The 13,367-nt window shown below is 72.9% G+C and carries 11 protein-coding genes; 8 read left to right on the forward strand and 3 right to left on the reverse strand.

From position 1 onward, the window contains the following. Positions 1-135: 135 nt before the first annotated feature. The 4 genes from BLV96_RS25725 (at position 136) to BLV96_RS25740 (ending at position 4,613) form a co-directional block, all read left to right on the forward strand. Complete coding sequence (locus BLV96_RS25725) at positions 136-1,608, forward strand: cell division protein PerM (protein WP_086682297.1); 1,473 nt, start codon at positions 136-138, stop codon at positions 1,606-1,608. 78 nt (positions 1,609-1,686) lie between these two features. Further along, positions 1,687-2,304, forward strand: coding sequence for a phosphoribosylglycinamide formyltransferase (gene purN, locus BLV96_RS25730; RefSeq protein ID WP_086682300.1), 618 nt, complete (start codon positions 1,687-1,689; stop codon positions 2,302-2,304). Then, entirely contained in the window at positions 2,294-3,856 is a 1,563-nt protein-coding gene (gene purH, locus BLV96_RS25735) for a bifunctional phosphoribosylaminoimidazolecarboxamide formyltransferase/IMP cyclohydrolase (protein WP_086682303.1), read from the forward strand. Before purN ends, purH begins: the two co-directional genes overlap by 11 nt. A gap of 28 nt (positions 3,857-3,884) precedes the next feature. Beyond that, positions 3,885-4,613, forward strand: a complete 729-nt coding sequence (locus BLV96_RS25740; protein WP_086682306.1) for a hypothetical protein — start codon at positions 3,885-3,887, stop codon at positions 4,611-4,613. On the opposite strand, the gene BLV96_RS25745 is transcribed toward BLV96_RS25740, so the two are convergent. Next, entirely contained in the window at positions 4,610-5,359 is a 750-nt protein-coding gene (locus BLV96_RS25745) for a hypothetical protein (RefSeq protein WP_086682310.1), read from the reverse strand. The two genes, BLV96_RS25740 and BLV96_RS25745, sit on opposite strands and share 4 nt — an antisense overlap. Positions 5,360-5,427: 68 nt before the next feature. Beyond that, positions 5,428-5,895, reverse strand: coding sequence for a GNAT family N-acetyltransferase (locus BLV96_RS25750; protein WP_086682314.1), 468 nt, complete (start codon positions 5,893-5,895; stop codon positions 5,428-5,430). Between the two features lie 442 nt (positions 5,896-6,337). Between BLV96_RS25750 and BLV96_RS25755 the strand changes: the two genes are divergently transcribed. The 4 genes from BLV96_RS25755 (at position 6,338) to BLV96_RS25770 (ending at position 13,153) form a co-directional block, all read left to right on the forward strand. Beyond that, positions 6,338-7,102, forward strand: a complete 765-nt coding sequence (locus BLV96_RS25755; protein WP_086682317.1) for a hypothetical protein — start codon at positions 6,338-6,340, stop codon at positions 7,100-7,102. A 256-nt stretch (positions 7,103-7,358) separates the two neighbouring features. Further along, positions 7,359-8,966 carry a DNA polymerase Y family protein gene (locus BLV96_RS25760; protein ID WP_482746376.1) on the forward strand — a complete coding sequence of 536 codons (1,608 nt, stop codon included), beginning with the start codon at positions 7,359-7,361 and terminating at the stop codon, positions 8,964-8,966. Between the two features lie 2 nt (positions 8,967-8,968). Beyond that, positions 8,969-9,847, forward strand: a complete 879-nt coding sequence (locus tag BLV96_RS25765) for a hypothetical protein (protein ID WP_086682320.1) — start codon at positions 8,969-8,971, stop codon at positions 9,845-9,847. Next, a complete protein-coding gene (locus tag BLV96_RS25770; RefSeq protein WP_086682323.1) occupies positions 9,848-13,153 on the forward strand; it encodes an error-prone DNA polymerase in 3,306 nt (1,101 codons plus the stop codon). On the opposite strand, the gene BLV96_RS50795 is transcribed toward BLV96_RS25770, so the two are convergent. Further along, positions 13,146-13,292: a hypothetical protein gene (locus BLV96_RS50795; RefSeq protein WP_244180457.1), complete on the reverse strand. Its 147-nt coding sequence runs from the start codon at positions 13,290-13,292 to the stop codon at positions 13,146-13,148. The two genes, BLV96_RS25770 and BLV96_RS50795, sit on opposite strands and share 8 nt — an antisense overlap. Between the last annotated feature and the right edge of the window lie 75 nt (positions 13,293-13,367).

A 13,367-nucleotide genomic window follows, 5' to 3' on the forward strand; every position in this document is an offset into this window, starting at 1 on the left:
CGCGACACCCGCTGTGACGCCGTCTGTCACAGCGGGTGTTTTGCACTCCGGGGGTTACTCGACCGGGTGGGTTAGCTTCCCCACGCCGGCCGGCGGCGGCGTGGCTCACCCGGTCGGACCAGCCCGGATGTCAGGGTGCGGATCATGGATCTGCTCACCGACTCCCGCGAGGAGCCGGTGGGCGACCTCGGACCCGACGTCGGACTCACCCGGGCGGCGCGGGTGCGGGTGTTGCTCGCCGCCGCCCTCGGCCCGCTGGTCACCGGCTACGCCGCCGTCGCGACCGTGCTGACGCTGGTCACCCTCACCGCCGAACGCACCGTCTTCTCCGCCACCGGCGTGCTGCTGGCGGCCGGCCCCGGCTGGCTCGCCGCGCACCAGGTGCGCCTCGACCTCGGCGGTCACCCGATCGGTGTGCTGCCGCTGCTGCCGACGCTGGGCGCGCTCGCGCTGGCCGCGCGGACGGCATCCGGCGCCGCGACACGCCTCGGCTGCCGTTCGCCCCGCGAAGCGCTGCCGGTGTTCGCCACGATCACCCTCGCGCACGCGTTGTTCGGGCTGGTCGTCGCACTCGGCGCGCAGGGCTCGCCGGTCACGGCCAACCCGCTGGTCGCGTTCGCCGTGCCCGGCCTGCTGGCCGCGGTGGCCGCGGGCGCGGGCATCGCCTGGTGCTGCGGGCTGCCCGACGTCGTCGCCGAGCGCCTCGACCCGCTCGCCCTGCGCGGAGTCCGGGCCGGCGCGCTCGGGCTCGCGGTGCTGGTGGCCTGCGGCGGGGTCGTGTTCACCGTCGCGACCGCGCTGTCCTGGCGGACGGTCGCCGACATGTACGAGCCCGCGTTCGGCAGCAGCTTCGGGATGTTCCTGCTTTCCGTCCTCTACCTGCCCAACGCCGTCGCGGCCACGCTGTCGTTCGTCACCGGGCCGGGGTTCTCGATCGGCGACCTGTCCGTCGGGATGTTCGGCTACCGCGGCGGCGCCGTGCCCGGCGTCCCGCTGCTCGGCGGCCTGCCCGAGCACCACGCGGCGTGGTGGCCGGCGTTGCTGGTGCTGCCCGCGGCGACGGGGGCGCTGGTCGGGTGGTCGCTGCGCAAGGTGGCCGCCGACCCGGCGCAGCGCATCCGCGCGGTCGCGGTGGCCGGCGCGGTCGTCGCGCTCGGCTGCGTCCTGCTGGGCACGCTGTCCGGCGGCCGGCTCGGCGACGGCCCGTTCGACCCGGTGAGCGTCCCGGTCGGCGTCGCGTCGGTCGTCGCGTTCTGCTGGATCGTCATCCCGGGCTCGTTCGTGGCGTTCTTCGCCGGCGAGCACGAGCCGCCGGCGCCGCCTCCCGAAGCGCTCGAAGACAACGAAGCCTTCGAAGACGCCGACGAGGTCGACGCCGAAGAAGCCGCCGAAGCCGTCGAGGAACTCGAGGCATCCGAAGCGTCCGAAGAGGACGAAGCAGAGCCCGAAGAACCCGAAGAACCCGACGAGGACGCGGCACTTTCACGTGAAAGTGCCGCCGTCGAGGACGCGGAGCTTTCACGTGAAAGCTCCGCCGAGCCGGACGAAGCTGTGACCGGAGGCACCGAGACCTGCGGCGACGTCGAGCCGGACGAGACCGACCGTTAGGGTTGTCGTGACCTGGTGAAGCGCCGTGCGCACCGGCTGCGCACCGCCCGCGGCAAGGAGCCCGCTCTGTCTCAACGGTTGGAGCTGCCCACCCCGGTGAAGCTCGTCGTCCTCGCGTCGGGCTCCGGCACCCTCCTGCAGGCGGTGCTGGACGCCACCGCGCGGTCCGGCTTCCCGGCCAAGGTCGTCGCCGTCGGCGCCGACCGCACCGGCATCGAGGCGCTGACCCGCGCCGAGCGCGTGAGCATCCCGTCGTTCACGGTCCGCGTCGCCGACCACCCCGACCGCGCCGCCTGGGACAAGGCGCTGACCGAAGCCGTCGCGGCCTACCAGCCCGACCTGGTCGTCTCCGCCGGGTTCATGAAGATCCTCGGCGAACAGTTCCTCGGCCGGTTCACGGTGGTCAACACGCACCCAGCGCTGCTCCCGTCTTTCCCCGGGATGCACGCGGTGCGTGACGCTCTCGAAGCCGGCGTCAAGGTCACCGGCTCGACCGTGCACTTCGCGGACGCCGGGGTCGACACCGGGCCGATCATCGCCCAGGAGGCCGTCGTCGTGGAGCACGACGACACCGAAGACGTCCTGCACGAACGGATCAAGGCCGTCGAGCGCAGGCTTTTGGTGGAAACGATCGAGCGACTCGGCCGCGGTGGCTGCACCGTGGACGGACGAAAGGTGACATTTCGTGAGCACTGACCTGGGACGGCGGCCGGTCCGCCGGGCGCTGATCGGCGTCTCGGACAAGGCGGGCCTGCTGGACCTCGCGACCGGCCTGCACGCGGCCGGCGTCGAGATCGTCTCCACGGGCGGCACGGCGAAGGTCATCGCCGACGCCGGTGTCCCGGTCACGCCGGTCGAAGACGTCACCGGCTTCCCCGAGTCGCTCGACGGCCGGGTCAAGACGCTGCACCCGCACGTGCACGCCGGGCTGCTCGCCGACCAGGGCAACCCCGACCACGTCGAGCAGCTGCGCAAGCTGGAGATCGCGGCGTTCGACCTGCTGGTCGTGAACCTGTACCCGTTCGAGCAGACCGTCGCGTCCGGCGCGAGCCCCGAGGACTGCGTCGAGAACATCGACATCGGCGGCCCGGCGATGGTCCGCGCGGCGGCGAAGAACCACGGAAGCGTCGCGGTCGTCGTCGACCCCGCCCGCTACGGCTGGGTGCTCGAGCGCGTCGCCGACGGCGGCTTCGACCTGACCGACCGCAAGCGCCTCGCGGCCCAGGCGTACGCGCACACGGCGTCGTACGACATCGCCGTCGCTTCGTGGTTCTCGAACGTCTACGCGCCTGCGGACGACTCCGGCTTCCCCGAGTTCTCCGGCATCAGCTGGGAACGCGGCGAGGTGCTGCGCTACGGCGAGAACCCGCACCAGAAGGCCGCGCTCTACAAGGGACACCGGGCCGGCCTGGCCCACGCCGAGCAGCTGCACGGCAAGGCCATGTCCTACAACAACTACGTCGACACCGATGCCGCCCGCCGCGCCGCGTTCGACTTCGCCGAGCCGGCCGTCGCGATCATCAAGCACGCCAACCCGTGCGGCATCGCGGTCGGCACGGACATCGCGGAGGCGCACCGCAAGGCGCACGCGTGCGACCCGGTTTCGGCCTACGGCGGCGTCATCGCGACGAACCGGCCGGTCAGCCGCGAGGCCGCCGAGCAGATCGCCGAGGTGTTCACCGAGGTCGTGCTGGCGCCGGACTTCGACGCCGAAGCCCTGGAAATCCTGCAGCGCAAGAAGAACATCCGGCTGCTCAAGCTGCCGGAGATCGCGCAGCCGGCCCCGATCGAGTTCCGCCAGATCTCCGGCGGCGTGCTCGTCCAGACCGTCGACGCGATCGACGCTTCGGGTGACGACCCGGCCAACTGGACGCTGGCGACCGGTACCCCGGCCGACGAGCAGACCCTGCGCGACCTCGAGTTCGCGTGGCGCTCGCTGCGCGCGGTCAAGTCGAACGCGATCCTCCTCGCCGCGGACGGCGCGACCGTCGGCGTCGGCATGGGCCAGGTCAACCGCGTCGACTCGTCGCGGCTGGCGGTCTCGCGGGCGGGCGACCGGGCGAAGGGCTCGGTCGGCGCGTCGGACGCGTTCTTCCCGTTCCCGGACGGCCTGGAGGTGCTGGTCGAGGCGGGCGTCCGCGCGGTCGTGCAGCCCGGCGGCTCGGTCCGCGACCCCGAGGTGATCGCGGCCGCGGAGAAGGCGGGCGTCACGATGTACCTGACGGGAACGCGCCACTTCGCGCACTGATCCCGCGCGCTTCGAGAGGGAGGGCTCGATGCAGCAACCACCGCCTTACGGGCAGGGACAGCCGGGCTACGGGCAGCACTATCCCCAGCAGCCCGGCTACCCGCCGCCGCAGGGTTATCCCGGTTACGGCTACGGCATGCCGATGCCGCCGCCGAAGAAGAAGCGGACCGGGCTGGTCCTCGGGATCGTCGGCGCGGTGGTCGTGCTGCTCGGCGTGGGCATCCCGGGCGCGATCTTCGCGAGCGAGTACTTCTCGAGCACCGGCGCGGCACCGTCGTCGTCGCCGGTGCCCGCCGAGTGCCAGGTCCCGGCCCAGACGCTGGAGAAGGCGGGCTTCCCGAGCTTCGCGCTGGGCGGCCCGGGGACCGCGAACGTGCCGGGTCTGAAGCAGGTCAACTGCAGCTGGAAGCCCGGCACCGACGAGAACGTCCGCGACGCGACGTTGAGCGTCCGCCTCACGGCGTACTCCGGGGAGGGCGCGCGCGAGTCGGCGAACCACCTGTACCAGCCGATCGCGCCGGCGGTCCCGCCGACGGAGGTGAAGGGCGTCGGCGACAAGGCGCTGCTGGTCCGGCTGGTGACGCAGAGCGCGTTCAGCGGGTCGGAACTGCACATCCTGAAGGGGACGACGGTCGTCATCGTCGAGGTGTCCGGCTGGGACAAGGGCTTCTTCTCGAACTCGCCGATGCCCCAGCAGGAGACTGACGACGCGGTGAAGGCGGTCGGCACGGAGGTCGTCAAGAAGCTGGGACGCTAGGCGGGTGCGGGCAGCGTCTTGCAGAGCGCGACCGGGAACTTCGGCTCCGCCGCCCGGATGTCCGTGCACCCGGCCGTCCTGACCTGCGCGAACGACGTCCAGCCCGCGTCGCTCCAGCGGAACACCGCGCGGGCGGGCGGGTCCGTCTGGCGCACCAGGAGGTCGAGCACCAGCCAGCCCGGGTCGCAGGCGCGGGTGGTGCCCGCGCTCTCGGCGCCCGTCGCGGACACCGCGGCGCCGATCCACGCCGGGTCGCAGTGGTCGGCGGGCGGGGCGCACGTGCCCTGGGGCGCGCAGTGGCCCCAGCCGGCGCCGAGCTTGTGCCAGGCGTTGCCGTTGTCGCCGTTGAGGACCACCGTGCGGTCCGCGACCGGTGACGACGTCGTCAGCCGCAGCTCCGCGGGCACCTTGTCCTGGCAGCCGCCCGACGCGGGCCGCGTCGAGTAGACGACGTCCGCGCGGACGTCGGTCTTGGTCTCCACGACCTGCTCGATCCGCGGCTCCCGGACGCAGCCGGGGTCCTTGCCGGGCAGCGCGACCTGCACGAACAGGCTGGCGTCGTCCTGGCCGGGGCGGATCCCGGTGACGTCGGCGCGGAACGAGCGCCATTCCGCGCCCATCGTCGTCGGCCCGGGCGCCGCGGCTCCCGCGCCGGGCACCCCGCCGCCCGCGGTCAGCACGACGGCCGCCACCGCACCCGCCGCGACCAGCGCTCCGGCGACCCACAGAACCGGCCGTTTGGTCATCGCCCACCCCCAGAAGTCCACCGGGCAATCTAGCCGACGCCGCAGCGTCAGGCGGGCGTACCGGGTTTTTAGCGGTGTGTGACGTCCTTCTCGAGGTAGACCGCGCCGCTGATGTGCCCGCCGGCGTCGGGCGCGTCGGTGAGCCGGTAGCCGGCGCGCTGGTAGAGCGTGATGTTCCGGGTGCTGCGGGCCCCGGTGAAGAGGGCGAACCGCCGCGCTTCGGCGGGCACGCGCGCTTCGGCGTGTTCGAGCAGCCGCCGGCCGAGCCCGCGCCCGGCGAGGTCCGGCGCGACCATCAGGCGCCCCAGCTCCCATCGGTCGCCTTCGAGCCGGGCCCGCACGGCGCCGACCAGCCGGTGGTCCTGGCGCAGCACCCACACCGACCAGGTCTTCGTCCAGTCGCGGACGTCTTCGAGGGTCTCGTGCAGCGCGGGGATGTCGAGGGTGTCGTTGAGGACGGCCTCCTGGACCCAGCAGCAGCGTTGCAGGACGAGCAGTTCCGGGCAGTCTTCGGGCCGGGCTTCGGTGAGCTCCACGGGAGTGTGTCTAGCGAGCGGGGTTCGGCGCGGGCAACTTCATTACCTTGGCGGGGTGACCGATCTCTCGCGCTGGACGCTTGGGGGTTTCGCGCCGCGTCTCCTCCCAGGGCTCGCCCGCCAGCAACCCGACCCGCGACGCCAGGTCCGGCACCCGCGCCCCTTCCACACCTTGTTCGCCAAGCCGACGAGCAGGTCCTCGACCGTCACGGACCACGACCGTGCGTCCCGGCGAACCGCGCCAAACAACCGCGTCGCGTTCCAGGGCTCTTACCCCACTAGTGGGTGACTTGACACCTCGGGTGGTTCGCGGTTGACTTGTCCACGTCGAACAAGTGTTCGACGTGGAACCGCCGCCTTCCCCGCGGCGAACCAGTGCCGTCGGTCGTGTTTTGGGAGAGGCCCGACCGCCGGCCTAGTCCGTGGTGGGGAGGTGCGTGCGGTGACCGCTGTGGTGGCGCCGCCGGTGGCCCGGCTGGCGGCCCTGCCCGGGGTCAGCACGGCGAGCCGGGTCGCGGCCCAGGCCGAGCGCGCGCGGGTGACGGGAAGGGTGCTCCCGGTCGCCCCGGCGCTGGCCGAGCTGCTGCCCGCTGCTGGTCTCCGGCGCGGGAGCACGGTGGCGGTCCACGGGGGAACGTCGCTGCTGCTCGCGCTGCTTGCGGAGGCCACGGCAGCCGGCTCGTGGGCGGCCGTGGTCGGCATGCCGTCGCTGGGGCTGGCGGCGGCGGCCGAGTACGGCGTGGACCTCGGCCGGGTGGCGCTGGTGCCCCGTCCGGGGGCCGAGCTCCCGGCGGTGGTCGCGGCACTGCTCGACGGGGTCGACGTGGTGGCGGTCCATTCGGAGACGGTCCAGACAGCCGTGGCGCGGCGGTTGTCTGCCCGGGCCCGGCACCGAGGGGCGGTCCTGCTGTCGTTCGGCGCATGGCCGGGGGCGGATGTCGAGCTGTCGTGCCGGTATTCGGCGTGGGCGGGGCTCGAGGGCGGGTACGGGCACCTGCGTGAGCGGGAGGTGACCGTCCGGGCGCGTGGCCGGGGGGCCGCGGCTCGGCCGGTGACGGTCTCGTTGACACTGCCCGGCCCGGCCGGTTCTGGCGTGGGTCGTGCCGGTTCGGGTGCTACTGCCGGCTTGGTCTCCACGCCAGTCGCTTCGCCACTTTCCGGGCGCGCCGCCGCAGGTTCGCCCCTCCGCGAGGAGGCGACCGCATGACGGCAGCCGATCCACTGTGGACAGCGGCGCACGCACCCGCGCTCCTGGAGCCAGGCCGCCCGCGCGAGCCACGCCGGGTCTCGTCGCTTGGCGAGCCGCATGGCCGTCCCCGCGTTGCCGGCGCCGTGCTGTCGGCGCGCGAGCCGCGCCGATTCTCGCTGGCCATGTGGGGAGGCTGCGTGACCGTCCCCGCGCAAGTGCTGTGCTGTCCGCGCGCGAACCAGGCCGACCCTCGCTATCCGCGTGGGGAGGTCGCATGACCGTCCCCGAGCAACGGCGACCCGCCGACCTCGCCACCCGGATGCTCGTCCTCTGGTGCCCGGACTGGCCGGTCGTCGCCGCTGCCGCCGTCGGTGGCGTTCCCGTCACCTCGCCCGCCGCCGTCTTCAGTGCGAACCGGGTCGTCGCGAGCAATGCCGGCGCCCGGCGCAATGGCGTCCGGCGGGGGATGCGGCGGCGGGAAGCGCAGTCGAACTGTCCGGACCTGGCCGTCTTCCCCGCCGACGACGGCCGGGACGCTCGGCTCTTCGAAGCCGTCGCCCGGGCCGTCGAAGGCCTCGTTGTCGGGGTCGAGGTCGTGCGCCCGGGGCTCGTCGCCGTCCCCGTCGACGGTGCCGCCGCGTACTTCGGCGGCGAGCACGCCCTCGTCGAACGGCTCGTCGACGAAGTGTCCGCCGCGGCCGGCGTCGAATGCCAGGTCGGCGTCGCCGAAGGGCTCTTCGCCGCGACGCTCGCCGCGCGCTGCGGGGAGTTCGTCGAACCCGGGCGCGTCGCCGAGTTCCTCGCCCCGCTGCCCGTCACCGAGCTCGACCAGCCCGGGGCCGAGCGCGCCGAACTCGTCGACCTGCTGCGGCGCCTCGGCTTGCGCACCCTCGGCGCGTTCGCGGAACTGCCGGAACGCGACGTCGTCAACCGGTTCGGCGCCGCCGGCGTGCTGGCCCACCGGCTGGCGCGAGGCCGCTCCGAACGGCCGCCGCTGCGGCGGAGCCCACCGCCCGAGCTGACGCTCACCGAAGAATTCGACCCGGTCGTCGAGCGGGTCGACGTCGCCGCGTTCCTCGCCAAGGGCCTCGCGACGCGGTTCTGTGCCGCGCTCGCCGGGCACGGCCTGGCCTGCACCCGGCTCGGCATCTACGCGGTCACCGAAGAGGGCGAACACCTCGGCCGCGCGTGGCGGTGCGCCGAACCGCTGACGCCCGCGGGCGTCGCCGACCGCGTGCGCTGGCAGTTCGAAGGCTGGCTGCGCGCGGCACCGGGGCAGCGTCCGACGTCCGGCGTGGCGCGGCTGCGGCTGGAGCCCGAGGAGGTCGTCGAGGGGCGGTCGCTGCAGCTCGACCTGTGGCAGAACGGCGGTTCCGAGGAGGAGGACGAACGCGCGGCGCGTGCGTTCGTGCGCGTCCAGGGCCTGCTCGGGCCGGAGGGAGTGGTGACGCCGTTGCTCGACGGCGGTCGCGACCCGGCGGGCCGCGTCCGGCTGGTGCCGTGGGGCGACCCGCGCGAGCCGTCGACGCCCCCGGACGCGACGTGGCCCGGACGGCTCCCCTCTCCCTCCCCGGCGACGGTCCTCGACCGCCCGGTGCCGGCCCAGGTGTTCGACGCCGGGGGAAGCCCGGTCGGCATCTCGCCGCGCGACCAGCTGACGGCGGTCCCGCACGGCCTGAGCATCACCGGCGGCCCGCGGCGGGCGGTCGTGGGGTGGGCGGGGCCGTGGCCCCTGGCGGGCGACCGCCGAAGACCGGGCCCGCCCCGCGCGCGGCTGCAGCTGCTGCTCGAGGGCGAACCGGACGGGCCGCCCGAGGCGGGGCTGCTGCACTGCGCGGGCACGGAAAATCCACTGTGGACGGTCGAGGGAGTGTACGACTGAGCATGGACGAGGACTACGCACGCAAGCTCCGGGCTTGGTTGAAGTCGGAACCGGAGGCAACCCCGCGCCGACCGGAGGAAGAGCGCGAGTGGCTGCGCGAAGTTCCGGCGCCCGCGCCCGAGGGTGGATGGAGCACCGGCGACCGGCCGCCGGGCCAACCGCGCGCCGCCGACGAGCCGCTGCCGGCCCCCGCATCGGACGAGCGGTGGACGGTCCGCGGCCGGCTGCCGCGGGAACCGGTGGAGGAACTCGAGGAGGAGTGGGTGTGCCCGGTGATCGCGCTCCCGGTCCCGCGAGCATCGGAGGAGAACGGCTGCCGCATGAGCGCGCCCGACGAGCGACGCTCCCGAATCCGTCGCCGGCCCGTCGAGGGGACGGCTGACCAGCCCGGCGTGACCGAAACCGCCGAGTGCTCCCGGGACCGGCGGCTGCCTGGGGAGGTGCCCGGCCAGCCTGGCGCGAGCGAAACCGCCGAGTGCTCCTGGGACCGGCGGCTGCCCGGGGAGGCGCCCGGCCAGCCCGGCGTGAGCGAAACCGCCGAACGGACCAGGGACTGGCGGCTGCCCGGGGAGGCCCTCGGCCGGCCCGGCGTGAGCGAAACCGCCGAGCGCTCCCGGAACCGGCGGCTGCCCGGGGAGGCGCCCGGCCAGCCCGGCGTGAGCGAAACCGCCGAGCGGACCCGGGACCGGCGGCTGCCCGGGGAAGCCCCCGGCCGGCCCGGCGTGAGCGAAACCGCCGAGCAGAGTCCGCAACTCTGGCACCCCGAGGGCGAACCCATCATGAGCGATGCCGAAGCCCGCAGCCGCTGGAACCACCCCAGCAACTGGCATCGCCGCCGGCGAGCCGCGCGAACCGACCCTGATCAGCCCGGGAGCCACTGAATGGGCTGGAACAACCCACCCGTCCCCTGGAAGGACCTCGCCCGCACCCTCGCCGGCGGGGCCCCTCCCGGTGATCACGGCGACAGCCCCGCCTGGGGCCGCCGCCGGGAGGCCTACCAACGACCGCAAGACCTCCCCACCCGGCGCAACGACGACGGCGGCGAAACCGTCCGCGTCCCCTATGCCGAACTGCACTGCCACTCCAACTTCAGCTTCCTCGACGGTGCCAGCCACCCCGAGGAGCTCGTCGAAGAAGCCGCACGCCTGGGGCTCGACGCCATCGCCCTCACCGACCACGACGGCATGTACGGCGTCGTGCGCTTCGCCGAGGCCGCGCGGGAACTCGGCGTCAACACCGTCTTCGGCACCGAACTCAGCTTCGGCCTCGCCAACCCCCAGAACGGCGTCGCCGACCCCGAAGGCGAACACCTCCTGCTCCTCGCCCGCGGGGACCAGGGCTACCGGGCCCTCTGCCGGGCCATCACCGCCGGCCAGATCCACGAAAACGCCGAAAAGGGCCGGCCGATCTACGACCTCGGCGCCGTCGCCGAGGAGGTCGCCGGGCAGTGCGTCGTGCTTACCGGCTGTCGCAAGGGCGCCGTGCGCTCCGCTCTCGTCATGGACGGCCCGAGAGCCGCCGCCGAGCAACTGAAAAACCTCATCGACCGCTTCGGCCACGACAACGTCTACGTCGAGCTCACCGACCACCGCCAGCCGCTCGACAGCACGCACAACGACGTCCTCACCAAACTCGCCGAAGAGCTGCACCTGCCGACCGTCGCCACCACCGCCGCGCACTACGCGCGTCCGGAACGCGCCCCGCTCGCCGATGCCCTCGCCGCCATCCGCGCCCGTCGCGGCATCGACGAACTGGAGGGCTGGCTCCCCGCGGCCGGCACGGCGTTCCTGCGCAGCGGCGCCGAAATGGACGTCCTCTTCCGGCGCTACCCCGGTGCCGTCCGCCGCTCAGCCCTGCTGGGCATGGAATGCGCGTTCCCGCTCAAGCTGATCGCTCCGAAACTGCCGCCCTTCGACGTCCCCGGGGACCACACCGAGACGACCTACCTCCGCCACCTCACGCGCGAAGGCGCGAAGGAGCGCTTCGGAGGCAAAGACCACGAAGAAAAAGCCAAGGAGCAGATCGAGCACGAACTGGCGATCATCGAACAGCTCGGCTTCCCCGGCTACTTCCTGATCGTCTGGGACATCGTCCGGTTCTGCAAGGAGAACAACATCCTCTGCCAAGGCCGCGGATCGGCCGCGAATTCGGCCGTCTGCTACGCGCTCGGCATCACGAAGGTCGACTCGGTGGCCAACGAGCTGCTCTTCGAACGCTTCCTCGCCCCGGACCGCGACGGCTACCCGGACATCGACCTCGACATCGAGTCCGACCGCCGCGAGGAAGCCATCCAGTACGTCTTCGAGAAACACGGCCGGCTCAGAACCGCCCAGGTCGCGAACGTCATCACCTACCGCGCCCGGTCCGCCGTCCGCGACGCCGCCCGCGCGCTCGGCTACTCGCCCGGCCAGCAGGACGCCTGGAGCAAGCAGATCGACCGCTGGGGTTCCTTGCGCAGCACCGAAAAGGACCACGACCACGACATTCCGGACGAAGTCGTGCAGCTCGCCTTCGCCCTCGAGGACTTCCCGCGCCACCTCGGCATCCACTCCGGTGGCATGGTCATGTGCCACGAGCCGGTGAGCCAGGTCGTGCCGGTGGAGTGGGCGCGGATGGAGAACCGCAGCGTCATCCAGTGGGAGAAGGAAGACTGCGCGGCCGCCGGGCTCGTCAAGTTCGACCTGCTCGGCCTCGGGATGCTCTCGGCGCTGCACTACATGCTCGACCTCGTCGAGGAGCACAAGGGCGAAAAGGTCGACCTCGCCGAGCTGGACCTCACCGACCAGAAGGTCTACGACATGCTCTGCCGCGCCGACGCGATCGGCGTGTTCCAGGTCGAAAGCCGCGCGCAGCTGGCGACCCTGCCGCGCCTGCAACCCCGGGAGTTCTACGACCTCGCCGTCGAAGTCGCGCTCATCCGGCCGGGTCCGATCCAGGGCGGCTCGGTGCACCCGTACATCCGCCGCAAGCAGGGCCGCGAGGAGTGGAGCTACGACCACCCGCTGCTGGAAAAGGCGCTGCACAAGACCAAGGGCGTGCCGCTGTTCCAGGAGCAGATGATGCAGATCGCGCTGGACGTCGCGAACTTCACCGCGGCCGAGGCCGACCAGCTGCGGCACGCGATGGGCTCGAAGCGGTCGGACCGGAAGATGGACCGGCTGCGGCAGCGCTTCCTCGAGGGTGCCGCCGTGAACGGCGTCGAAGACGAGCTCGCGCAGAAGATCTTCCTGAAGCTCAAGGCGTTCGCGAACTTCGGCTTCCCGGAGAGCCACGCGCTGAGCTTCGCGCACCTCGTGTTTTCCAGCGCCTACTTCAAGCTCTACCACCCGGACGCGTTCCTGGCGGGCCTGCTGCGCGCGCAGCCGATGGGTTTCTACTCACCGCAGTCGCTGGTCGCCGACGCGCGGCGCCACGGCGTCACCGTGCACGGCCCCGACATCAACCGCAGCCTGCCGCACGCCACCCTCGAAGCCGGCGCCGGGCGGTTCCACGACGTGCGCACCGGGCTGAGCACCGTCCGGATGATCGGCGAGGACGTCGCGAAGCGGATCGTCGCCGAGCGGCTCACCGACGGCGACTACACCGACATGGCCGACGTCGCCCGCCGCGTGCGGCTGACGACCCCGCAGATCGAGGCGCTGGCCACGGCCGGTGCGTTCGCCGGGTTCGGCGGCGACCGGCGGCAGGCGCTGTGGACCGCTGGCGCCGTCGCCGGGGAACGCCCGGAGAAGCTGCCGGGCCTGGTCGGCGCGCAGGCCCCGACGCTGCCCGGGATGGACGGCCTCGACCTCGCGGCGGCGGACGTCTGGGCGACGGGCGTGTCGCCGGACAGCTACCCGACCGAGTTCATCCGCGACCGCCTCGACGCGCTCGGCGTCGTCCCGGCGAACGGCCTGGCCGACCTCGACGACGGCGCGCGCGTGCTCATCGGCGGCGCCGTCACCCACCGCCAGCGCCCGGCGACCGCGGGCGGGGTCACCTTCCTCAACATCGAGGACGAGACGGGGATGGTCAACGTGATCTGCACGCTCGGCCTGTGGCAGCGCTACCACCGCGTGGCGCGCGCCAGCCCGGCGCTGCTGATCCGCGGGGTGGTGGAGAAGGCCGACGGCGTCGTGAGCGTGCTCGCCGACCGCGTCGAGGCGCTGCCGATGCGGATCAAGGCGAAGTCGCGCGACTTCAGGTGAGGGGTCGCCGGACGATCGTGACGATCTCCGGGCTTTCGTCGGTCACCGGCGTGCGGTCCCAGTAGCCGTACTGCTCGTCGACGACCAGCCCGGCCTCCTCGATGAACGTCGAAAGCGCTGCGACGTCGAGGAAGCGCAACGTACTTTCGCTGTACTGCGGCGCGTCCCAGGCCGGGCTTTCGTACGTCGTCCTGAAGCTGACGTACCCGTTCTC

This window comes from Amycolatopsis pretoriensis (assembly GCF_900107925.1).
Classification (GTDB): domain Bacteria; phylum Actinomycetota; class Actinomycetes; order Mycobacteriales; family Pseudonocardiaceae; genus Amycolatopsis; species Amycolatopsis pretoriensis.